Origin of the sequence: Qipengyuania citrea (genome assembly GCF_009828015.1) — a bacterium.
Classification (GTDB): Bacteria; Pseudomonadota; Alphaproteobacteria; order Sphingomonadales; family Sphingomonadaceae; genus Qipengyuania; species Qipengyuania citrea.
Genome location: NZ_WTYG01000002.1, coordinates 868,811 through 891,402, shown reverse-complemented (window position 1 = coordinate 891,402; position 22,592 = coordinate 868,811). Strand labels below are relative to the sequence as shown.

Sequence of the window (22,592 nt, the reverse complement as noted above, 5' to 3'; positions counted from 1 at the left end):
ATCATGGGCCACACGCTTTTAAGGAGATTCCCATGGCCACCACCGCCGTTACCGACGCCAGCTTCCAGTCCGACGTGCTCGAAAGCGACAAGCCCGTGCTGGTCGATTTCTGGGCCGACTGGTGCGGCCCGTGCAAGATGATCGCACCCGCACTTGAAGAACTGAGCGAAGAGCTGGGCGACAAGGTGACCATCGCCAAGATGGACATCATGGAAAATCCCGATGTGCCGGGTTCGATGGGCGTCCAGTCGATCCCCTATCTGGTGTTGTTCAAGAATGGCGAACAGGCAGCGCAGATGCGCGGTGCAGCACCGAAAGGCCAGCTCAAGCAGTGGCTTGAAAGCGAACTTTAATCCATTTTCGCATATAGATCGGCAAGCTCGTCCCACAGGGCCGGGCTTGCCGCACCCAGCAGGCCCGTGCGGCCCACCTCGTCGACGCGATAGGGTGAGCCATCGGGCCGCGCTGCTTTGCCCCCCGCTTCATTGAGCCACAACACGCCTGCCGCATGGTCCCAGGCGAGCGTGCGTTCGAAGATCGAAACATCGTTCGTGCCCAGCGCCAGCCGCGGATATTGCTCCGCCGCGCAATAGGGAATGTCGACGAGTTCGTACGCCGGGGCGATATGACGGCGCGTGGCGTCGCGGCGCTGCTCCTCCATGAAGATCAGGGAAATCGCCGCAATCGGCGGTGACTGTCCTGTGGGACGCGACGCCACCCGCTCGCCGTCGATCATGGCGCCGGCACCGCGGTGGGCGCTGCAGAAGCGGTCCGTCAGGCAATCGTAGATCCAGCCAGACTGGGCGACGCCGCCATCCGCGCGGGCGATGATGATGCCGAAGGGCGGTTTGCCGGCAGCGAAATTGCGCGTGCCATCGACGGGATCGACAATCCAGCAGGGCCGGTCGAGCCGCTCGACGATCGCCGGGTCCGCATGCGCGGTCTCTTCCCCGACGAACGCGAGCGAGGCATCGATCGCGGCCAGGCCTTCGCGCAGCAGCGCCTCGCTGTCCTTGTCGGCAATCGTCACCGGGTCGTTGCCGCCCTTGTCCTCGACTTCGCCCGCTGCGAGATTGCGATAGCGCGGCAGGATGGCGCGTTCGGAAACCCGGCGCATGAGATCGAGGATCTGGTCGTCGAGCGCGGTCACGAGCGATAGTCCGCATTGATCGAGATGTAGCCATGCGTCAGGTCGCAGGTCCACACGGTCGCGCGCCCGTCGCCGACGCCGAGATCGACATCCATGCGAATGTCCTCGCCTGCCAGATGGGCGGCCACGGGAGCTTCGTCATACTCGGCCAGCGGCTGTCCGTCGCGCGCGGCCCAGATACCGCCGAAGCCGATCGACAGACGGTCGCGGTCTGCCGGTTCGCCGGCCTTGCCAACCGCCATGACCACGCGGCCCCAATTGGCATCGCCGCCCGCGATCGCTGTCTTGACCAGCGGCGAATTGGCAATGGCAAGCCCGACGCGCCGGGCACTGTCGTCGCTTGCCGCACCGGCAACCGCAATTTCGATGAATTTCTGCGCACCTTCACCATCGCGGACCACCAATTGCGCGAGGTCGCGGCACACCTGGAGAAGCGCGGCGAAAAAGGCGTCCGCCCCCGCATCGCTCCACGACGCAAGCGGGGTATTGCCGGCCTTGCCGGTGGCGAACAGCAGCACGGTGTCGCTGGTCGACGTGTCGCCGTCGACGGTTATGCACGAATAGGTTGCCGCATTCGCCCGGCCGAGCATTTCCTGCAGGAATTCGGGCGCCACCGCCGCATCGGTAAAGACATAGCCGAGCATCGTCGCCATGTCGGGGGCGATCATGCCGCTGCCCTTGACGATCCCCGCCAGCGCGGCGCGGGTGTCGCCCAGCATCGCATGCGCGCCCGCGCCCTTGGTAAAGGTATCGGTCGTCCCGATCGCGCGTGCGGCGTCTTCCCAGCTGCATGGCTCGGCGGAGAGAACGGCCTCGACGCCCGCGCGTGCCCGGTCCTTCGGCAGTGGCACGCCGATGACGCCGGTGGAGGATACGAACACGGTTTCGGCGGAGCAGCCCAGCGCTGCGGAGACCTGTTGCACGATCTGATCGACCGCCTCACGGCCGCGGTAGCCGGTGAAGGCGTTCGAATTGCCGGCATTGACGATCAATGCGCGCGCATGACCCTGGCGCACCTGTTCGCGGCCCAACTCGACCTCGCTCGAGGCGCAGGAGGATTGGGTGAAGACGCCCGCTATGGTGGTCCCTTCGGCCAGTTCGGCGAAGGTCAGATCGGCGCGGTCCCACTCCTTGTACCGGGCGCAGGCGACGCGCAGCGTGACGCCGCCGATCCGCGGCAGTTCGGGAAAGGGGCGGGCGAGGGGCGAGCGGGCAAGATCCATTGGCGCTCGTTAGGCGCAGAGCGGGGCGGGGTAAACGGTCAAGCGGGGTGGACGCGCATAGCCACACGTCCTATCTGACCGCTGCAATGCTTCGTCGCATCCTTACCCTGCTCGCGCTTCTTACCGGCCTCGCCGCCGCGGGCGCACCTGCGCATGCGCAGGCCTATGACGGGGTTTCCGGAGTCGAACTGACCGCCGGTACCGACCGCTGCATCCAGCACGAGGCCCGCGAAGGCGCGTCGATCGCCGGCCAGGCGCGTGTCCTGCGGCCCGCCGCGCAGCCGGCCGAGTGCGTCCCGACCGTCGCGGTGACGATCCCCGCGGTCCACATCGGTATCGACCGCTCCTACGAATAGGCGCCCCGCGCCCGTTTGTTGCCGTATTCCTGCCCGCCGCGCACCGCGCGTGCGGGCCTCCCATCCATAAGTTCACGCGGAAGGCTCGAAGGCCCCAACATGTTCAACTCCATCATGAAATCCGTCTTTGGCTCGGCCAACGACCGCTACGTCAAATCGCTCGGCAAGATCGTCGATCGGATCAATGCGCTGGAGCCGCAGATGCAAGCGCTCAGCGACGCCGAACTCGCCGCGCAGACCGACAAGTTCCGGGCGCTCCTGGCCGAGGGCAAGACGCTCGACGACATCCTTCCCGAAGCCTTCGCCACGGTGCGGGAGGCATCGGTCCGCGTGCTCGGCATGCGCCATTTCGATGTCCAGATGGTCGGCGGCATCGTCCTGCACCGCGGCGAAATTGCCGAGATGCGCACGGGCGAGGGCAAGACGCTGGTCGCCACACTGGCGACCTATCTCAATGCAATCGAGGGCAAGGGCGTGCACGTCGTTACGGTGAACGACTACCTCGCCGCGCGCGACTCCGAATGGATGGGCCGCCTGCACAAGTTCCTCGGCCTGACGGTCGGGGTGATCGTGCCCAACATCAGCGAGCAGCAGCGGCGCGATGCGTATAATTCGGACATCACCTATTCGACCAACAACGAGCTCGGCTTCGATTACCTGCGCGACAACATGAAGCACGAGCGCGGGCAGATGGTGCAGCGGCCGTTCAATTTCGCGATCGTCGATGAGGTCGACTCGATCCTGATCGACGAGGCGCGTACCCCGCTGATCATTTCGGGACCGACCGAGGACAAGTCGGACCTCTACCTTTCGATCGACGAGGTGGTGAAGACCTTCCCCGAGGACTGGTACGAAAAGGACGAAAAGCAGCGCAATATCCAGCTGACCGAGGATGGCACCGAACAGCTCGAGAAGCTGCTGATCGAACGCGGCCTGCTCGAAACCGAGAACCTCTACGACGTCGAGAACACGCAGGTGGTTCACCACGTCGACCAGGCGCTGCGCGCGGTGCACATGTTCAAGCGTGATACCGATTACATCGTGAAGGACGACAAGGTCGTCATCATCGATGAGTTCACAGGCCGCATGATGGAAGGCCGGCGCTGGTCGAACGGCCTGCACCAGGCGGTCGAGGCCAAGGAAGGCGTGAAGATCGAGCCGGAGAACCAGACGCTGGCGTCGATCACCTTCCAGAACTATTTCCGCATGTATCCCAAGCTGTCGGGCATGACCGGCACGGCGGCGACCGAAGCGGCCGAATTCTGGGACATCTACAAGATGAACGTGGTCGAGATCCCGACCAATGTCCCCGTTTCGCGCATCGACGAGGATGACGAGTTCTACAAGAACACGCAGGACAAGTTCAAAGCCATCGCCAAGGCGATTGCCGAGAAGAACGCCATCGGCCAGCCGGTCCTGGTCGGCACGGTGTCGATCGAAAAGTCGGAAATGCTCAGCGAATTCCTCCGACAGGAAGGCGTCGAGCACGAGGTCCTCAATGCACGCCAGCACGAACGCGAAGCGCATATCGTGGCGCAGGCGGGGCGCATCGGCGCGGTGACCATCGCCACCAACATGGCGGGCCGCGGGACCGACATCCAGCTCGGCGGCAATGTCGATTTCCGGATCGACGACGAGCTGAGCGAACTGGAGGACGGGCCCAAGAAGGACCTCGAAATCGATCGGATCAAGGCCGAGGTCGCTGCCGAGCGGCAGCAGGTGCTTGAAGCGGGCGGATTGTTCGTGCTGGGCACCGAACGCCATGAAAGCCGCCGGATCGACAACCAGCTGCGCGGCCGTTCGGGCCGTCAGGGCGACCCCGGGCTAAGCCGGTTCTACCTGTGCCTCGAAGACGACCTGCTGCGCATCTTTGGCCCGGATACGTTGTTCTCCAAGATGATGAATTCGAATCTCGAAGACGGCGAAGCGATCGGTTCGAAATGGCTGTCGAAGGCGATCGAGACCGCACAGAAGAAGGTCGAGGCGCGCAATTACGAGATCCGCAAGCAGGTGGTGCAGTATGACGATGTCATGAACGATCAGCGCAAGGTGATCTATGAACAGCGCGCGGAGATCATGGACAGCGAGGCGGTCGACGATGTGGTCGTCGACATGCGCCAGGATGCAGTCAATGCGATCGTGACCGAAGCCTGCCCGCCGGGTTCCTATCCCGAACAATGGAATATCGAAGGGCTCAAGACGCGCGTCCACGACGTCCTCGCCATCGATGCGCCGATCGAACAATGGGTCGAGGAAGACCAGGTCGAGCCCGAGATGATCGAGGAACGGCTGGTGGCGGAAGCCGACCGCATCATGGAAAACAAGATCGCTGCGGCCGACCCGGCGCTGTGGCGGCGGATCGAGAAGAGCGTGCTGCTGCAGGAACTCGACGGGCAGTGGAAGGATCACCTCGCCACGCTCGACGCGCTGCGGCAGGTCGTCGGCCTGCGCGCACATGCGCAGAAGCAGCCGCTGAACGAATACAAGCAGGAAGCGTTCAGCCTGTTCGAATCCATGCTAGAGAAACTGCGCGAGACGGTGACCAACAAGCTCATCCGCCTCGAACTGGCCGAGCCCGCGCCGATGCCGGCAGTCAATCTTCCCGACCTGCCCGATTTCCTCACCGGACATATCGACCCGCTGACCGGGCTCGACGACTCGAACGATGGTGATGGGTCGGCTGGGCGCGAAGCCTTGTTCGGCGCGCTGGCCGGCAGTTCACGTGCAGCCGTGGGGCCGGGCGGCTCGGCGGGCGAAAATCCCTATGCCGACATGGAAATCAGCCGCAATGCGCCTTGCCCCTGCGGTTCGGGCAACAAGTACAAGCATTGCCACGGTGCCATCGGCACCGGTGCGAGGGCGTGAACCTGTAGCCCCGTTGCTAGCTGCGGCGGGGCTGACGAACCATCGGCACCAGCGGGGGAGAACCCGGCTCGGGGTGGATCGGATCGCCGAGCGGCGCAAACCCGCAGGCGGAATAGAACCCGGTGTTTGCCGGGTTCGAATTCTCGAGATAGGCGGGCAGGCCCTGCCGGTCGCACGCGTCGAGCACGGGTTGGATGAGCGTGCGCCCCAACCCCTTGCCGCGCGCCATCTCGCGCACGCCGATGCTAAAGAGATAGGCGTGCGGGAAATCGGGATGGCGGCTATCCATCGCGGCCCCGGTCCGGATCCCGCGCCGCACCGCCCGCGGACCGCAATGCCATAGCGTGGGGAACACGAAGGCGGCGTAATCGGGCAGCGAAAACCCGGCATCGCCGCCCGGCAGCATCCACATGCATGCCCCTTCGTCGCCCGCCGTGTAGCAATAGCCGCGCGGGACATAGATCCGCCGCGCCTGCAGATGAAACAGATTGGCGATCCCGGGGAACGCGCCGAACAGCCACAGATTGAACGGATCGTAGCGGAAGGCATCGGCGGTGATCGCACCGACCCGCTGCGCGTCGCCCGCCCGGGCGCGTTCGAGCCCGCCGGTCAGCGTGATGTCGTCCGGTCGCATAGTGTCCTGTTCCCTCCGCCTAGACGCTAGCCCGGGCGGAACCCAGCGTCTAGGCGGAGGCATGGCCGCGCTCGCACTCGCCTTCTTCGTTACCGCCCTGTTGTACGCCAGCGTCGGGTTCGGCGGCGGATCGACCTATACCGCGCTGCTGGCCTTGGCCGAGGTCGATTACCGGCTGCTGCCGCTGCTGTCCCTCGCGTGCAATCTGGTGGTGGTGGTGGGCAGCTCGGTACGCTTCGGCCGGGCGGGCGTCACTCCCTGGCGCGGCGCGATCCTGCTGACCGGGCTGGCCGCACCGGCCGCCTTCATCGGCGGCCTGACCCCTATCGGCGAGGCCGGCTTTCTCGCCTTGCTCGGGGGGAGTCTTGTTTTTACCGCGCTCTCGATGTTGCTGCCTGTCGCTGGCGGCGATCCCACCCGGCCGACGCGATTTACGCGGTCGATGCCGCTGGTGGCCGTTCCGCTAGGCTATCTGGCAGGGCTGGTGGGCATCGGCGGGGGCATTTTCCTCGCTCCGTTGCTGCATCTGGTGCGCTGGAACGACGCGCGCGCCATCGCCGCAACCGCGAGCCTGTTCATTCTCGTCAATTCGCTGTTCGGGCTGGCGGGGCAGGTCGTCAAGAACGGTCCAGGGCGTCTGGGCGCAGCGGTGGAGCTGGGATTGCCCCTGCTCGTCGCGGTCGCCGTTGCGGGTCAGGTCGGCAGCCTGCTGGCGCTCAAATACCTTCCGCAGCGTTGGATCCGCTGGGGCACAGCTGCGCTCACCGCCTGGGTGGGCGGGCGCTTGCTGTTGAATTTGTAAGAAAAGTGGCTCCCCGAGTTGGATTGCAACTCTCGTCCTCTGATGAATCTCTCTGTGTTTGAAGCTCGCTAAATTCTGAGGCTTACGGGGGTGTATTGTCTTTGGGCGTGCATTGACGCCTTTCTCTATCCAGCGCATAACGTGGGAAATTGTGTGGGAGCGCTGGCCCGTGGGCAAACTGACAATCAAGCAAGTCGAGAACGCCAAGCCTGGGCGCCATGGCGATGGGGAGGGGCTTTATCTTCTAGTCTCGCCCACTGGCGCGAAGTCTTGGGTTCTGCGTGTCCAAGTGAATGGCACCAGAAAAGACATCGGGCTTGGATCGCTTGCCGCTTACAGTCTTGCCGAGGCGAGGGACCGCGCACGAGAATTGCGTAAGGTTGCCAAGCAGGGGCGGGATCCGATTGCTGAACGCGACAAGGAAAGCAACGCGCCGCCGACATTCAAGGGTGCTGCTGACGCCTGTTATAAGGCCAAGCGTCCCGGCTGGTCGGAAAAGACTGCTGCGGCCTTTCTCTCGTCTCTTTCGATGCACATACACCCCAAGCTTGGGAAGCTGCGTGTCGATAGCATTACAGAGCGAGACGTGGCCGCGGCACTCTCGCCTGTCTGGCACACGAAACCCGCTCTGGCGAAAAAGCTGCGTCACAGGATCGGACTTATCCTCGATTTCTCTAAGGCGAGCGGCTGGCGCACGGAGGCGGCACCGCGTCAAAGCCTGTCGGCGCTCCTGTCCAAGCAGCAGGAGGGCGGCAACTTTGCCTCCATGCCTTATGAGGAACTGCCCGCTTTTGTTTCGACAGTAGAGGGCAAGACGGAAACGATCGGGCGGCTGGCGCTGCTGTTCACCATCCTAACCGCTGCTCGCAATGGCGAAGTGAGGGATGCACAGTGGTCGCAAATCGACTTCGAGGCTGCCGAATGGCGGCGTCCGGCATCTATGATGCGCAAGAACGGTGAGGCCCACACGGTCACCTTATCGCCGGAGGCTCTGGCTATTCTGGAGCGTGCGAAGAGGTGGCGCACCTCAGAGAATGACTGCCATGTGTTTCCGGGGAAGGGCGGCAAGCGCCTATCGGATATGACGATTGGCAAAGAGCTGCTTTCGCTGCCCTACGTCGTCCATGGTTTTCGCTCTACATTCCGCACATGGGCTGCAGAGCGTATGCCCACGATCCCGGAGGCGGTTGCAGAAGCGGCCTTAGCGCACCGCATCCCCGACAAGGTGGTCAGGGCCTACAATCGCGCGAAGTTCCTAGAGATGCGGCGTACCCTGCTTGACGGGTGGGGGCGCTATGCGTCGGGCAATTCAGGCGATGTGGTGCAGTTGCCGCTGTCGCTGCGATCCGCCTAAGCGAATCGCCTTCGAGCGAGTTTTCCCCGAACATTTACGGAACAGCGTAGCTTACCGGGTCTCGTTCGCCTATGATTCTCGGCGTACACACAGGAGTGCAGCCGCATGGATAAGCCGTCAAATTCTACAATGCAACAGAAAGCTTCGCAGGGAGCGAACTTTTCGAGTGGCATGAAATCAATCGCAGCGTTCTGCGCTGATAACGATTGCAGCCGGGCTTTCGTTTACAACGAACATCGCGCTGGAAGGTTACCCTTCACCAAACTGGGCAGGGCAACCCGTATCAAATTGGAAGACGAGAAGGCGTGGCGGGAAAGCCTGCCTGTCGTTGGGGCTGTGGCTTAATCCGCACCTCAAAAACCGAAAGGCCGCCCCTGTGCGAGGGACGGCCTAATTATCCGTGTTGAAGCGGACGGCGTTAGCAAGGGCATTATAGCGGAACCTTCCGCAAACTACAACCGCCCTGTTCGTCAGCTTCCTCGCGGTCACCACGTGAAGGAAAAGCAACATGACGACACTACCGGATTACCCTCCAGAATTTGATTTCGTTCTCTTTGACGGGGCGCTTGATCGCCTGAGCGTCAATAACGGGGAAGCCCTCGCTATCGCGTCGGGCCATGCGCGCTCTCACTGCTGGATGCGTCCAGTGACAGGGGGTGCAGCATGATTGCCTTTGAAGATCGCCGCAACGCTGCGCTAGAAATTTTGCGCTGCGAAGCCCGCCTTACGCGAAAAGCAGGATCGTTTTTAGGCCAATGCGTCGTTGACGCTTCTCCGCTCACTGACAAGCAAGTCGAGTGGTTCGGCCAGCTCGCATCTCGCGCGGGTATCGAAGTGGAGGGCCTTAGCCATGAAGCCTAACGGCGAACAAATCAGAAACAATCGCTATCCACATACTCCAGGGCACCGCAGGGGAGCGCCGGAAACCTCGCGTCTCGCTGCGGAGTCGATGGCATCTAGTGCCAAGACGATCCGCGCCAAGGTGCTGGCCGTGGTCGCTTCAAGCGGCGAAGCGGGTGTCATTGGCGATGATGTGGCAAACGCCCTCGACCTGCACGTTACGCAGGTTCGTTCGCGTCTAAGCGAATTGGTCGCTGGCAAGAAGGTGGCCGATAGCAAGAAGCGCCGCAAGGGTGCGTCGGGCCGTTCGGGTTGCGTTTGGGTCCTGCCCGAATTTGCGCCAGCCGATAACGACAACGACACTCAAGACGGGGCTGCGTAGATGGAGCGCGGCAAGGTCATTTTGTCGCTGGGAGAGGACGGCGTTTACAGCGTCGTCCTCGATCCTCCCGACGCTGGCGGGCTGCATCCTACCGTGCAGTCCTTTTCTGACATTCGCGAAGCGCGCGGGGCATGGGGCGGACTGCGCCTCTGCCTCGGTCGGCAAAAAGTCGATTTGACGGGGGAGGAGTAGCAATGGGCGTCTTTGCAGACTGGCAACCCGCCTATGCCGAAGCAGGAATTGCGACATTCCCAGTGAACGCGGACGAGAAATCGCCCCGCGTCAAAAGTTACAACAGGATCGGGCGCAAAGGGTCCGCGCAACTGGCGTCGAAATTCTCAGACGTTGACGCTTTCGGGTTCATGTGTGGCCCCCGCAATCGCCTAGCGATGGCAGACATCGACGAGCCATGCGAAAATCTTCTGGCAGATGTCCTTGGCAAACTCGGACCAAGTCCGGTTATTGCGCGCACCGCCTCGGGCAATTTCCACGTTTGGTATCGTTACAATGGCGAGCAGCGACAATTGCGCTGCGGCTTATTCCCCGGTCGGGCAATAGACATTCTTGGGGGCGGCTATGCTGTCGCGCCACCTTCCCGTTCTGGATCGCGTCGATATGAGTTTTTGGAGGGGTCGCTAGCTGACCTCGGCGCACTGCCGAAGATGTTGCCGGTAGCCGAAACCTTAACTTCGCCCGAAAATGTAAAGGCTCCAGGATCTGATACCGCAAAAGTTGGTGAACGGAACAAGACACTTCTAGCCATTTGCGGGAAGGCTGCGCCGGGGTGCGGTTCGCTCGACGAGCTAGTTAGATACGCTCTGGAAATGAATGAGGGTGGGCTGTGGGATGCCTTGCCTGAGCCAGAGGTCGCCCGGACAGCCCGCAGCGCTTGGAAGTACCAGCAGGAAGGTTGCAACGGCTTCGCAGGGGATAGGTTCGTGCAGATTAATCGCGCAGCCCATGACTTGCTCAAGGTCAATCCGGACGCCCTCTACCTGTACCAGCTTTGTCGAGCCGAACACTGGGGCCGGGATTTTCTGATTGCCAATGGGTGGAGCAAGACGCTGCCGCTTTCGCTCGCACGGCTCCAGAAAGCGCGCCAATTTTTGCTCGACCACGATTTGATCGTTTGCGTTCGGTCCGAAACGCGCAATCGGCCCGCTGTTTATCGGTTTTCGACCCTAAACGGTGTCATGGGGGGGGAGAGGGGGAGGGGGGTGTAGTATTTATATTACTATCGGAAACCCGACACCCATTTGACCGACAAATTTGGGACATCTCGCACCCCGCAGTAGGGACCATTTTCTAACGGGAGATGTCCGGGGTGACATAGAAAGGCCCGCCACCTTGCTACGAGTGACGGGCCTATGCTCGGGAGCCGTGCCGCTGTTTAGTGCATCAGCCGCTTAGCGTCGCTAACCAGTCCCTCGGTCACTTCGTGGTTGCGCGTCCACTGGAACGCCTCTGCATCGTGATAGGCCTGCATTTTATAGGCGTAGGCCTTGGCGTCCGGCGCGGGGGTCGAAAGTAAAGCGAGCGCGGCATCGAAGTGCGCGTCCGCCAGCTCGTCAATTTTAGCCTCATGGGCAGCGTTCTCGGGGGTGCCCATTTCAAGGTTGCGCTCGACAGACTGATACTCGTCCAGCCGCGCTTTCGCGGTTTCGTAGTTCGAGACCAGTTGCCCCCAACTCGCATCAGGGGCGGTACGGTTGCGGATAATCGCTTTCACCTGTTCGGCTCCGTTGCGGGTCTTCAGTTCCCACATCGCTAGGCGCGATGCATCCGTGTCGGCGGAAAGAAAGTGGATCTCGTCGTCAAGCTCGATCCAGCCGCCGCCGCCTGCCTCGTAGTTGGTGAGCCAGCGGACGGGGTCGAACGTGGGTGAGGGGTTCTTGTCGAGGTTGCACAGGGAGGCGAAAAACGCGGTCACCATTTCGGATGGCGGTAAGCTGTCTTCGTCGCTCCAGATAATTTCGGCGATGGCCCGAAGTTCGCTTATGCTGGAAGCTTGGAAGGAAAGCGCTCGACGCTCAGCCGCAACGAGCAGATCGATCGCCGCCTGTTCGTCACTGGCGGTTGCGACGGCTGCACGGCGGCTGCGATAGTTGTCGATTGCCGATGCAAACTCACCGCGCATGGCTTGAGGCAAGCTCGCCCCTTCTAAGCTGTCGAGGACGCTCCGCATCGAATTGGTTTTCGGGCGTTCTGTGGTAATTGCATTCATAGTCCAGCCCCACTCATTTGGGTTTGCGATCAGGCCTAGTCGGAGAGAGCCACCTCTTCGGCTAGGTCGCTTTCGGCAGGATGCCTTGGCGGGAACTTTGCTAAGCATAATCTACAATTGCGTCAACAGAGAATGTGTAATATGCTTCACCGCATGAACGCAAAACAGTGCAAGATGGCCCGCGATGGGTTGGGCAAGACAGGGCGGGAGTTGGCCGAACTGTCGGGCGTGCCTTACGCTACCCTCGCCCGCTTCGAGGCTGGTGCGAACATCCGTGAGGAAACGCGCCAGACTATCGAGGCGACGCTAGTCGAAATGGGGGCCGAGTTTTCCTATGGCGCCGGCCGCTTCGGCGTCACGGTCCCTGAATGACTACCGCTTTGCTCGACGCTCCACTTACATTGCCGGACGCGCGGGAAGTCCTTAAGTTTGAAAACAGCTATTCACGCTTGCCCGCCATTATCGACCTCACACTTCGCCTAGAGTGGAAGGATTGGGTTACGCTCTTGGGGGAGGAATGGACTTGCTGCGACAACATTGCGCAATTCACTGACGCGCTTGTCGAGGACACACCCTTCGCGGACCTAATTGAAAACCCCTCTTGGGGGCGCTGGATGATGGATGAAGCGGAGCGGGAAGCTTTCGCAGGGCTCCCGGATACGGTCACGATCTGGCGCGGGTGCTACACTTTCAACAAATGGGGGCTTAGCTGGTCGCTTGATCGCGAGCGAGCGGCGGCGTTTCCCTTTCTGCATCGTTACACACGGGAGGGGGAGCAAGCCCTACTCGTCAAGGCGACGGTCGCACGGGAAGAAGTGATTGCGCTCAAGCTAGACCGCAACGAAGCGGAATTGATCGTGCATCGGCCCAAGCATGTCTCGACCTCACATCTCTGAACGCCTGGCCCTTATAAGGCCTCAGATTGCCTCAGGATTCGCTTAGGGATATACTGGCGGCATGGACCCCCTAGACACAGCTTTCGAGCCATCAGGCCTTATTGCCAACCCCGCTATCGTCATTGTCTCCCTTGGCGCTATCCTCGGCCTGCTAGCCGCGCGCGGCTGGTCGAAGGTCGCGCGCTCGGTTGATACGGCGGGGCAAACGGTGCGAGGGCCTGACAAGCGAGAGGTAAAGTCCGCTTCCCTCTGGACCTCAGCGGCCCTGTTCATGGTTTGCGGTGGTTTTCTACTCGGCCGCCTTATTGGCGAGTTTTAGGTGCTGCTACTCGCAGCGGCTCTAGCTATCTGCTCGGCAGAGCCTTGCCCTCACTGCGTGCACGATGGCGACGCGCCGTCGATCGCTGGCAAAAAGGCCCGCATTGCCGACATTGACGCGCCGGAATTAAACGAGCGCTGTGCGTATGAAAGCGAATGGGTGATAGCCTCGCGCAATCGGCTCCCGGCCTCGCTCAATGCCTCGCCCTTTACCCTGCGAAGGCAAAGGGAAAGACGGATACGGGCGCACGCTGGCGGTGGTGCGTGTAGGTGGCCGTTCGGTCGGTTCAATCCTAGTGCGGGAAGGCCTTGCCCGTGAATGGACAGGGCGGCGGGAGCCACGACGTTAAATGCCTCGCATGAGGTTATTGTATTGGGAGTAATCGTCGAACGTGGATGGGAAAGATAAAAGCCTCGGTGAAACACGAGAAATGCTCGCGCTCGTTGGTGAGGCGATTAGCGAGTGGAGTTTCGTCGAGCTATCGCTTTGCAATCTCTTCACTATCTGTGTGACGCCAACATCGTCGCATCCCGACGACGATGCTCAAGCAGTTGTGTACATTGATTTTCAAGTGCCTACGGCGATATTTTACTCAGTCGAGAATTTTCGGAGCAAGCTGAGGATGGTCGATGCCGCCTTGGAAGCGCGGATTTCGGGTTCTGACGAGAGGTCGGTGGAATTGCGGACGGATTGGGCTGCCCTGAGTAAGAAGACGCGAAAGCTTTCCCTCAAGCGGAATCGTTTGGCTCATTGGACAGTGACGCCTGCCTATTACGACGATGATATTTCCAACCCGGCCAAGCTCATGCCACCTTATGGAAGTCCGGGCTGGTGGTCCGAAACAGGCTCCAATCCCCCTGGAAAGCATGTGTCTTCGAAGGAGGTCAATGATATTGTCCTCGCATTCTCAGAGTTGGATGAGAAACTGCGTAGCTTCTATAAAGGTCTGGCTAGCGAGCGAGTGTTAACAGACGACTTTGACCGGCGCACAATACGACTGATCAAACTTCACGAAAGGCGCTCTCATCGCCGTGCCGAGAACTTGCGGCGGGAGCTGGGGCGTTCGGAGTAGCGCCGTACAGCCCCTCTCAGGTCTCAGTTTCTAATCCAGCCCCGGTCCTATGCGCTTAGGTTTCGATCCGCAGCGCTGGCATTTCAACCGCATGGCCAAGCCCTCCAAACTGTAGCGCGGCCATCCTCTCGCCGCGATAGTCGCTAGCAAGTCGTGCGGGTCCAGCATGACCACGCGCCCACACTGGCAATCGATCCTCACCCTGTAGCGGTGGCGGGCGTAGTCCGCGAGGGAATCAAGGCGCTTACTACTCAAGCTTCCGTGATTATCGCGGGCCGTTCCGAGTGTCGAACATTACGAGAACAAAGCTTGACTTTCTTGCTAAACTGTGCTAGTTCAAGCGCGTCATTTGAGTTTGCAAGATTGCATCGTCGGGAGACTGAGGCAAAGCGGGGGCAGACTATCGGAATCTAAGACCCCCGCCACACCTCCCGACTTCGAGACAGAGAGACGGGGGAATAATGGCTACAATCACATCTTCTTCAGTTCCCAACAGCGCCCGCCTGCGCATGTATGGGGCCGGGGTTCGGCTTTCCCCCCGTCGGTCGGACCTCGGCAGCCTTTCGCGCACGGTTTCGCTATGACTGTGCCCCTCAGTGAAAACCCGTTTGCCTTGGCGAAGCGCGCTGCGGTGGGTGACCTGGAGGCGCAGCGACAGCTCGCGGGTGAGGCGGTTTCGCGCCTCGCGTCTCAGGACTTATGCGGCTTCTACGAAGGCCTTGCCTACGCCCGCCTCGCGGCGGCTCAGGGGGATCGAAGCGATACGGGCTTAGTCATCCAACTGCTGGCCCTTGCTGCCGACCTACTTGATCCAGCCGCCAGTGATGCCCGCGCAGATTTGGGTGGGCAGGTGCTGGCGTACGCGCAAGCCACCGCTGGCCACGCAAAAGGCGCTGCGGGCGAGAGGTTCCACGCGCTCTACGAAGGCGCAATGGACACCGCCGATGCCGAGACAATGGCGGCGGCTAGTTATTATGTGGACCTGCTGCGGCAGTCCGAAAAGCAGGGGGCGCAGTAATGCTCGGGGCAACAAATCAGAACTACACATCGATGTCGGAGGCTGCGCGCCTACCTCATCGCCGCAAGAAGCTATTCGGCTCGCCCGTGAAGGGCGCTGCTGCGCTGGCGCATGAAGACGATGGCACCTTGGCCCATAAGGGTATGCCGATGATGGAAAGCCCCAAGGGCACTGCCATGCGTGAGGCTGGGATGATGCCCGGTCCCGTATCAGGATTCGGTGGCGGCACGTTCAACCTAGACGGTTCGCAGGCTACTCCCGTGGAGCAAAGCGGCTGGTCGGTTGGCCCCGATGGTGAAACTGCAGGCGCGGGTATCTCCAAGCGCTCGGCTCCTCCGCTGGGCGCTCAACAGAGCGGTCCACTAGGTGCCTCGATGCGCCAGCCGTTTGATTATGACGCGGCGCGCAAGGCTCTTGTGGGCAAAGCGCCCCAAGTGAAAGATTGGCAGAAAGTTCTAGCCGTCGTGGCGGATGGTATTGCCGCGTATCAGGGGCGCACGCCGATGGCTGTGCAGGGTATAGCTCAACAGCAATCCGATTTCGCAGAACGCCGACGGTATGCAGCCGAGCAATTGGCGAAGTGGCAGTATCAGGACCACGCGCGCCAGAGCGAAGCCGACTTGCGTGCGGCTAACCCTTTCACGATTGGCCGAGATCGCGTTGGTTATGATCCTGCGACCGGACAGACGCGCGTTCTCTATGATGGTCCGGAAGACTTCGAGCTGTACGCTGCAGAGCTTGGCTTGGAAGAGGGTACCCCCGAATATTTCCAGGCTGTCGAAGATTACGTTCTGCGCAGTTCGGGACCGTCCGCGCATGGCCGCGATGTGGAATTGGACGACTACCGCACGGCGAACGATAGCAAGTTGGAGAGCCAGCGTCATGGCAATCGTCGGGCAATGGAAATCCTTCGCCAAGGTAACCGCCGTGGGATGGTCGATTATCGCAACGCCAATCCGCCTCCGTCGCGTAGCTCTCGTAGCGCAGCACGGCCCACTGCGACCGATGGCAAGGGCAACAAGGTGGAGTGGAATGGCAAGGCATGGGTTAAGGTCAATTGACGCTCCCTCCGCCTCCCTCCGGTTTTTCATTAGACGATGCGAAGAGCCCTAGGCCTCGTAAAGAGCTGTTTCGTGGGGGTGGCAGGTCCACCTCGGACAAGGCTCCGCCTCCACCTGAAGGGTTCGTTCTAGACGCGCCGCAAGCGACCGATGGCGATACGGTGCGCAGCGGTGACGCTCGGGTGCGTGTTGTGGGTGTGGATGCGCCGGAACTTGGTCAACAGGGTTGGGATAGGGAGGGCAACGCGGTCCCGATTGGCGAGCAATCGCGCGCGTTCCTGCAAGACACGTTAAACGGCGGCACGGCAACGGTGGGCCCTTCGTTCGGGGCTTCGTGGGGGCGTCGGGTTGCTCCGGTCGAAGTAGGCCAGACCGATGCGGGCTTGATGAGCCTCCGCTACGGGCACGGCTTCGCTGCTCCCGACTACCTGCTTGAAGATCTCAAAAGGCGCTCTGACTACGTGCAGGCGGAGAGTCGCGCTCGGACAAACCGCCTCGGAGTGCATGGGGTCTATACTCAATCGCCCGCGGACTATCGGGAGGCCCCGGTTAGCTCGCCCGCGACGAAAGAGGTCGCGCAATTCTGGGATACGCCAACTCCTCTCCAGCCGCTCGCCCCTGCCGTGCGCGATGGCTATGCGGATCTTCTACGCTCAGGTTCGGCGGAAGAGATCAACGCGTTCCTCACGGCTAACGGCTATGAGACTTCCCGCCCGGATGATCTGCGTGATTGGGTATCTCGTCGGGATGCTGGCGAGAATGTCGATTACGCGATCTCGCAGGAATCGCCGCCCCCGATGATGATTGACCTCGGGGACGGGGCAACGGGTGCGTTCATGCGCAAGGCTGGCTCCGGCTTCCTCGCGGGTGGCCTCGATGAAGCGGGCGCGCTTGTTGACGCTCTAGGCGGCACAGACGGGCGGGAGAATGTTTGGAACAGCGACCGTCGATTTGCGGACATCTGGGCGAACAATCAGCGCCAGAATGCGGGCATTCTCTCTTACGATCAGACTTTCCATCCGGTTGCCTCGACCACGGGCGAAGTGACCGGCGCGCTCGCGTCTGGTTTCGCTATTCCCTACGGGCAAGGTGCCCGCTCAATCCCCCAACTCGCGAAGGTTGGCGGTGTGTACGGTGCTGGCGAGGGTTTCCTGGGGGCCGACGGCAACACGGCCCAACGGTTGAAGGGGGCGGCGATTGGCGCTCCTATTGGCGCTCTGGCCGCCCCGGCTCTGGGCAAGGCTGTCGAGTATGGTGCGCCCTTTGCTGCCAAGGCTTACCGCGCTGTTGCTGGCCGCAACGGTGAAAGGACCGCCCGCGCTACCGGCGGGGCTGCCGACGCATACGGGGAAGAGACTGCCTTAGACGCTGGCCTCGGTGCAGCTCGCGCGGATATTCCCGCGCCCCCGCCCGGCTTCGCTCTCGATACGCCGGCCGCGCAACCGATGGCTGATGGCGCGGGGGATAGCCTGTCGCTTGGTCCTCCGGGTAACGCCTTTGCCAACGCTCGCCGCCCGCTCGATCCTACAACGCGGGCTGAATTGCTCGCTTCGGCCTCGACCATCCAGCCGCGCGACGTGCTGCCTATGCCGCGAAACTTCGTTGACGGGCCACAAGAAGCGGCAGGGATTGACGCGGGCCGCTTCGTGGAGGCTCGCCTACCCAATGAGCGGGACGCGCTTTCTAGGCAGACTGTGCGCAGCTACAACGGCGCTGACGTTCCCAAGGTTGGCCCTGTCGATATGGTCGAATGGATCCGTCTTAATGGCGGCCTTCGCGACCAAGGCGGGGAACTGGCGTTCATGGGCATTACGTCCAACGCGGCCCGTCGCGGTATGGATTTTGTAGGGCAAGAAACCCGCTTCGGCCCGATGCTCAATGATGAGGGCATGTCGCTAGATGATGCGGCCTTGCGGGCATGGGAAGCGGGCTACTTCCCTGAGCATATGGACCGCCCGGACGTTAACACCTTCCTCGATGCCCTGCGTGACACATACGAGGGCAACACTGGGCGTCGGTTCCGTGCCGACGATATGGCAGAGGTGGAAGGCTTCTACGGCCTCCAGGGCGAACGCTTCGACCTAGAGCAACAGCGCCACGATGTTGGCGGGCCTGTCTATGCGGATCGCTCGGGCGTGGGCGATGGCGCGGCGCCCTTTCCTCCCGTGGAGGCCTATGAGGAATGGCCTAGCCAGGCGATTGACCGGGTGGGTAACGTTGACGTTACGAAGCTCGATAGCCCCCAAGACATTCGCCGCGCCCTGAAGGCAACGGACAACGCGCTAGGCGGCTTCGATGCGGCCAAGCGGGGCAGGATCACGCAAGCCGAAACTGAGCGGCTGGCGGGTGAATTGAACATGACGCCCGAACAGCTTTTGTCTCGTCGCAAGGGGCAGGCGTTCAACGCGGAAGAGGCTTTAGCTGCGCGCCAGATTTTGGCGAAGTCGGGCAATGAGTTGGTCAACGCGGCTAAGCGCATTCAACGCATGGACGATCCCGGCGAAGAGGCGCTTTACCAGTTCCGGCAGGCGTGGATGCGTCACGTTGCTATTCAGGAGCAGGTGTCGGGTATGACGGCGGAAGCTGGCCGCGCCCTGCAACAGTTCCGGCAAGCTGCGGATGCTCGCGCGGTTCGCACTGACGTTCTCGGCGCAATGGTCCGCGCTGGCGGCGGTAGGGCTGGCCTACAGGATGCCGCCAACGTGCTGCTCGATGCGGTGGAAATGGGGCCGGGTAAGTTCAACGCTTTCGCGGCCAAGGCTGCTAAGCCCAAGTGGAGGGAAAAGATCGGGGAGCTTTACATCAACTTCCTGCTGTCGAACCCTCCGACGCACGTTGTGAATATGGTCTCGAACAGCCTGACGGCCATGTTGCAGATTCCCGAATATGCCACGGGCGCAGCAATCGGCGCTCTGCGTAACACGGCGACGCGTGGCAAGGTCGAGGATCGCATTCTGGCAAGCGAGGTGGGCGCTAGGTCGATTGGCCTGCTGCAAGGGACGAAAGAGGGCGTGAGCCTGTTCGCCAAAGCCCTCCGAAGTGGCGATGCTGACGATTTCGTGTCCAAAGTGGAGGGAGACGAATATAAGGCAATCTCGGGCCTCAAGGGCGAGGTTATCCGCGTGCCTACGCGCCTCCTGACTGCGGAGGATCAGCTATTCAAGGGCATTGCCCGACGTATGGAGCTGAATGGCCAAGCGGTGCGTCTCGCCGCCAAGGAAGGGCTGGAGGGGGACGAGGCGAAGCAGCGCATTGCAGAGCTGGTCGCCAACCCGACTGACGAGATGTTCGAGCGGTCTATGGACTATGGCCGCTACCTCACGTTCCAGCGCAAGCTTGGCGAAACCGGGAGGCACATTTCCGGGATTACGAATAGCAATCTTCTGGCCAAGGTGGTGGTCCCGTTCGTGCGGACACCTATCAACCTGCTAAAGTTTGCAACCGAACGGTCGCCAGCCGCGCCCTTGCTCAAGGACTGGCGTGCGGAGTTTAACGCAGGTGGCGAGGCTCGCGATATGGCTGTTGCCCGCATGATGCTCGGCACCGGCCTTGCTGCAGTCATGTATGAGGCTGCGCTAGAGGGCAAGATAACGGGGGCAGTGCCTCCCGATGCCAACAAAGCGAAGCTCATGTATGCGGACGGGTGGCAACCCTACAGCGTCAAGGTTGGCGATAGGTGGATTAGCTATTCACGCCTTGATCCGCTTTCGACCACGCTGGGCGTTGCTGCCGACATGGCGACCCTTCCTAGCGGTCTGAGCGAGCGGCAACAGGACGATAAGGCGACAATGTTGGTTGCATCGATCATGGGCAACCTTGCCAGCAAAACTTGGCTTTCTGGCGTCTCGTCCTTTGTGGAGGGGCTGAGCGATCCGGGCCGCTATGCCGACAACTGGATACAGCGGACCGTTAGCGCCTTCGCGGTCCCGGCTGGCGTGGCCGGTGTGGCCCGTGCGATCGATCCGGTCTCCCGCAAACGGGAAAGCATCGGCGAGGCGATACAGGCCCGCATTCCCGGCATGACGGATGAACTATACCCGCGCCGCGATGTGTTCGGGGAAGTGGTGGATCTCGATAGCCTCGGACCGGACTTCATCTCACCCTTCTGGCAATCGCAGGCAAAGAACGATCCTGTCGTTACTGAGATGCTGCGTATCGGTAAGGGCGTCTCGGCTCCGGGCAAGCAATACAGTGAGGATGGCGAACGCCTCGACTACACGCCGGAACAGTATGACCGCTATCACGAGATTGCGGGGCGTTTGACCTATAACAGACTTCTCCGCCTCATTGGTTCGGCGGAGTACAGCCGTATGGGCGAAGATGCTAAGCGCAAGGCTGCCAAGAAGGCCATCGCCGCTGCACGCAAGACTGCTCGCGGGCTGCTCGACGACCCTGATTATCCTTTGCCTTCTCGCGGCGGTGATGTCCCTGCGCCACCAGCTCCCCAATACTCCAGCCGCGGCAGCGACACGCCTCCTCCGCCTCCGGGCTTCAAGGTTGAAGGGGAGAGCGCGGGCGTGAATTACTTCCGCGATGTGCAGGAGGCTATTCCCGGCGTCCGCGTGACCTCGGGATATAGGACGCCTGAGCATCAAGCGGACATGCGCCGCCGTGGGTATCGCCCCGCTGCAAACAGCGCGCATCTGGACGGCTCAGCACTCGATCTGACGCCCCCTCCCGGACGGTCTATGTCGTGGCTGCAAGGCGAGGTAGCGAAGCGTTTTCCGAATGCTCGGGCGCTTAATGAAGGCGATCATCTGCACGTCGTGTTTCCCGGCTATTACGGCGCGCCAGTTTTAGGTGGCGCTCGCACGGCTGGATTGAGCAACCCGCGCGAAGGCATACCGCCCCCGCCTCCGGGTTTCACGGTGCAATGATGAGGCTGATCCAGCATTCCGATATTGTGACCAACGGTCGTGGGTGTGGACTCGCCGATTATCGTGCGCGGGTTGTCACCAGCGAGGGAAACATTGTCCCGTTGTTCGCTGATCCTTCCGGCACGCCTTTGAGCGATGGGGAGGGCAGGATCGTGGATTACGCCTCGACCGATGCGAAAGGACACTTTGCCTTCTACTGGCCACCCGCCTCCGGGCAGGTTTTGCAGGTCTGCAATTGCCGGGGTTCAATGGTAAGTTCGACACCGGGCTTCGGTGACAGGTTCGTCCTCGCCAATCTGGCAGGGTGCCTACCGCTGTCGAGAGTGGAGGGTTTGGAACAAGCGCTGGAAAGCACGGCATTGGAGGCGGATCTGCAAGCGCTCGTACAGCGTGTGACAGCACTCGAAGCCATGAGCCCTGGGGGTGGTCCTAATGTCTGAGGCTCCGAAAAATAACGGTCGGAAACCGGACGGGAGGTTCGCTCCCGGCAATGGCCTCGGTGGTCGCACTTTGGGTGCGCGGAATAAGACAACCCTGGCAGTCGAAGCATTACTGGAGGGGGAGCACGAAGCTCTGACCCGAAAGGCGATCGATAAGGCACTGGAGGGTGACGTTACGGCGCTACGCCTTTGCTTGGATCGTATCGCACCTGCCCGCCGGGACAGTCCGGTCAGCTTCTCGCTGCCTGAAATCGCCAGTGCTGAGGATGCAGTTAAAGCCTCCTCCGCGCTGCTGTGTGCGGTGGCGGCTGGCGAAGTGACACCGGACGAGGCCGGGCGTGTCATGGCCCTGCTGACCTCGCACAAGCAACTGGTGGAAACCTGCGATCTGGAAAGTCGCCTCACAGCATTGGAGCAAAAGCAATGAGTGCGCTCAAGCGACGGCTGGCTACGCTGGAGGGGAGGACGCGGGAAGGCACGTTGTCCCCTTGGGGTAAACAGTGGCTCGGCATCCCGCTGTCAGCCGATGAACAGAAGCATGTCGAAAACGAAAGTCAGCCAGAGTTTGACGGCGATCTGAGCAAGTTTTCAAAGGAGGTACGGGAATGGTTGGGGCAATGAAGCGGCGACTTGAGGCCTTGGAGACGCGAACGTTCGGCGGTTTCGCCCCGTGGGTTCGGATCATCCAGCACGAAGGGCAAAGCGAGGACGAGGCGACGGCGGCTCATGAGGCGGAGCATGGCCCCATCGGCGAAGGCAACAAGATCCTTCGCGTGATTATCCGTAAGCCCGGTGGGGCCAATGCGTAGTCTGCGGACGAGGGTCGAAAGGCTCGAAGGTGCTGGCGAAGCGGATGGCCTGCGTCCGGTTCTGCTGGTCACGTCTCAATCAGATGTCGAATCCGAGCTGCAAGCGTGGCAGGAGCGTTATGGTCCATGCGATGCGGAGCCGTTATTTATACAGCTCGTAGGGGTGTAAGTACCGGCCTGAGAGGATTGCCTCCACTGCAACCGGCGAGGGTAAGGCGATGGGCCGGGGTACAGAACTTCACGCGGGGTCGCCGCCTTGCGCGAAGAGAG

The 22,592-nt window shown here is 61.5% G+C and carries 24 protein-coding genes; 20 read left to right on the top strand and 4 right to left on the bottom strand.

Annotation, left to right across the window (positions count from 1 at the left end; all coding sequences use genetic code 11):
* Positions 1 to 32: 32 nt before the first annotated feature.
* The gene (gene trxA, locus GRI55_RS09800) at positions 33 to 353 is read left to right on the top strand and encodes a thioredoxin (protein WP_160766996.1); all 321 of its coding nucleotides are present in this window, start codon (positions 33 to 35) and stop codon (positions 351 to 353) included.
* Here trxA and GRI55_RS09795 read toward each other — a convergent pair.
* Both GRI55_RS09795 and argJ read right to left on the bottom strand, forming a co-directional pair.
* The gene (locus GRI55_RS09795; RefSeq protein WP_160767074.1) at positions 350 to 1,117 is read right to left on the bottom strand and encodes an inositol monophosphatase family protein; all 768 of its coding nucleotides are present in this window, start codon (positions 1,115 to 1,117) and stop codon (positions 350 to 352) included. The two genes, trxA and GRI55_RS09795, sit on opposite strands and share 4 nt — an antisense overlap.
* A 29-nt stretch (positions 1,118 to 1,146) precedes the next feature.
* Positions 1,147 to 2,373, bottom strand: a complete 1,227-nt coding sequence (gene argJ / locus GRI55_RS09790; RefSeq protein ID WP_160766995.1) for a bifunctional glutamate N-acetyltransferase/amino-acid acetyltransferase ArgJ — start codon at positions 2,371 to 2,373, stop codon at positions 1,147 to 1,149.
* 86 nt (positions 2,374 to 2,459) lie between these two features.
* On the opposite strand from argJ, the gene GRI55_RS09785 reads away from it, so the two are divergent.
* Together GRI55_RS09785 and secA are read left to right on the top strand one after the other, a co-directional pair.
* Entirely contained in the window at positions 2,460 to 2,729 is a 270-nt protein-coding gene (locus tag GRI55_RS09785; RefSeq protein WP_063505861.1) for a hypothetical protein, read from the top strand.
* Between the two features lie 99 nt (positions 2,730 to 2,828).
* Positions 2,829 to 5,594, top strand: a complete 2,766-nt coding sequence (gene secA / locus GRI55_RS09780; RefSeq protein ID WP_160766994.1) for a preprotein translocase subunit SecA — start codon at positions 2,829 to 2,831, stop codon at positions 5,592 to 5,594.
* A gap of 16 nt (positions 5,595 to 5,610) precedes the next feature.
* Here the strand turns inward: secA and GRI55_RS09775 are convergent, their stop codons facing one another.
* A complete protein-coding gene (locus GRI55_RS09775) occupies positions 5,611 to 6,228 on the bottom strand; it encodes a GNAT family N-acetyltransferase (protein ID WP_160766993.1) in 618 nt (205 codons plus the stop codon).
* Positions 6,229 to 6,289: 61 nt separating this feature from the next.
* On the opposite strand from GRI55_RS09775, the gene GRI55_RS09770 reads away from it, so the two are divergent.
* From GRI55_RS09770 to GRI55_RS09745, 6 genes are all read left to right on the top strand, one after another.
* A complete protein-coding gene (locus tag GRI55_RS09770; protein WP_160766992.1) occupies positions 6,290 to 7,030 on the top strand; it encodes a sulfite exporter TauE/SafE family protein in 741 nt (246 codons plus the stop codon).
* 169 nt (positions 7,031 to 7,199) lie between these two features.
* Entirely contained in the window at positions 7,200 to 8,384 is a 1,185-nt protein-coding gene (locus GRI55_RS09765; RefSeq protein WP_160766991.1) for a tyrosine-type recombinase/integrase, read from the top strand.
* A gap of 663 nt (positions 8,385 to 9,047) precedes the next feature.
* Positions 9,048 to 9,245, top strand: coding sequence for a hypothetical protein (locus GRI55_RS09760; RefSeq protein WP_160766990.1), 198 nt, complete (start codon positions 9,048 to 9,050; stop codon positions 9,243 to 9,245).
* An 88-nt stretch (positions 9,246 to 9,333) separates the two neighbouring features.
* Positions 9,334 to 9,606, top strand: a complete 273-nt coding sequence (locus GRI55_RS09755) for a helix-turn-helix domain-containing protein (RefSeq protein WP_160766989.1) — start codon at positions 9,334 to 9,336, stop codon at positions 9,604 to 9,606.
* Positions 9,607 to 9,798, top strand: a complete 192-nt coding sequence (locus tag GRI55_RS09750) for a hypothetical protein (RefSeq protein WP_160766988.1) — start codon at positions 9,607 to 9,609, stop codon at positions 9,796 to 9,798.
* A gap of 2 nt (positions 9,799 to 9,800) precedes the next feature.
* Positions 9,801 to 10,829 (top strand): bifunctional DNA primase/polymerase, encoded by a 1,029-nt coding sequence (locus tag GRI55_RS09745; protein WP_160766987.1) that lies wholly within the window; start codon positions 9,801 to 9,803, stop codon positions 10,827 to 10,829.
* Between the two features lie 167 nt (positions 10,830 to 10,996).
* Here GRI55_RS09745 and GRI55_RS09740 read toward each other — a convergent pair whose 3' ends face one another.
* A complete protein-coding gene (locus tag GRI55_RS09740; RefSeq protein WP_160766986.1) occupies positions 10,997 to 11,830 on the bottom strand; it encodes a hypothetical protein in 834 nt (277 codons plus the stop codon).
* A 153-nt stretch (positions 11,831 to 11,983) separates the two neighbouring features.
* Here GRI55_RS09740 and GRI55_RS09735 point away from each other — a divergent pair, with 153 nt between their 5' ends.
* The 11 genes from GRI55_RS09735 to GRI55_RS09685 all read left to right on the top strand — a co-directional run bounded on the left by GRI55_RS09735 (position 11,984) and on the right by GRI55_RS09685 (position 22,322).
* The gene (locus GRI55_RS09735; protein WP_160766985.1) at positions 11,984 to 12,202 is read left to right on the top strand and encodes a helix-turn-helix domain-containing protein; all 219 of its coding nucleotides are present in this window, start codon (positions 11,984 to 11,986) and stop codon (positions 12,200 to 12,202) included.
* Positions 12,199 to 12,726, top strand: coding sequence for a hypothetical protein (locus tag GRI55_RS09730; protein WP_160766984.1), 528 nt, complete (start codon positions 12,199 to 12,201; stop codon positions 12,724 to 12,726). Before GRI55_RS09735 ends, GRI55_RS09730 begins: the two co-directional genes overlap by 4 nt.
* A gap of 515 nt (positions 12,727 to 13,241) precedes the next feature.
* A complete protein-coding gene (locus GRI55_RS15000) occupies positions 13,242 to 13,394 on the top strand; it encodes a thermonuclease family protein (protein WP_160766983.1) in 153 nt (50 codons plus the stop codon).
* Between the two features lie 42 nt (positions 13,395 to 13,436).
* Positions 13,437 to 14,117, top strand: a complete 681-nt coding sequence (locus tag GRI55_RS09720) for a hypothetical protein (protein WP_160766982.1) — start codon at positions 13,437 to 13,439, stop codon at positions 14,115 to 14,117.
* Positions 14,118 to 14,697: 580 nt separating this feature from the next.
* Entirely contained in the window at positions 14,698 to 15,135 is a 438-nt protein-coding gene (locus tag GRI55_RS09715) for a hypothetical protein (protein WP_160766981.1), read from the top strand.
* Positions 15,135 to 16,196 (top strand): hypothetical protein, encoded by a 1,062-nt coding sequence (locus tag GRI55_RS09710; RefSeq protein WP_160766980.1) that lies wholly within the window; start codon positions 15,135 to 15,137, stop codon positions 16,194 to 16,196. The genes GRI55_RS09715 and GRI55_RS09710 overlap by 1 nt, the downstream gene beginning before the upstream one ends.
* Positions 16,197 to 16,357: 161 nt before the next feature.
* Positions 16,358 to 21,073 carry a hypothetical protein gene (locus tag GRI55_RS09705; RefSeq protein WP_160766979.1) on the top strand — a complete coding sequence of 1,572 codons (4,716 nt, stop codon included), beginning with the start codon at positions 16,358 to 16,360 and terminating at the stop codon, positions 21,071 to 21,073.
* Positions 21,073 to 21,513, top strand: coding sequence for a hypothetical protein (locus GRI55_RS09700; protein ID WP_156488827.1), 441 nt, complete (start codon positions 21,073 to 21,075; stop codon positions 21,511 to 21,513). The genes GRI55_RS09705 and GRI55_RS09700 overlap by 1 nt, the downstream gene beginning before the upstream one ends.
* The gene (locus GRI55_RS09695) at positions 21,506 to 21,940 is read left to right on the top strand and encodes a hypothetical protein (protein ID WP_237452463.1); all 435 of its coding nucleotides are present in this window, start codon (positions 21,506 to 21,508) and stop codon (positions 21,938 to 21,940) included. Before GRI55_RS09700 ends, GRI55_RS09695 begins: the two co-directional genes overlap by 8 nt.
* Positions 21,937 to 22,134 carry a hypothetical protein gene (locus GRI55_RS09690; protein ID WP_063505075.1) on the top strand — a complete coding sequence of 66 codons (198 nt, stop codon included), beginning with the start codon at positions 21,937 to 21,939 and terminating at the stop codon, positions 22,132 to 22,134. The genes GRI55_RS09695 and GRI55_RS09690 overlap by 4 nt, the downstream gene beginning before the upstream one ends.
* A complete protein-coding gene (locus GRI55_RS09685; RefSeq protein ID WP_063505074.1) occupies positions 22,131 to 22,322 on the top strand; it encodes a hypothetical protein in 192 nt (63 codons plus the stop codon). The genes GRI55_RS09690 and GRI55_RS09685 overlap by 4 nt, the downstream gene beginning before the upstream one ends.
* Positions 22,323 to 22,592: the final 270 nt, after the last annotated feature.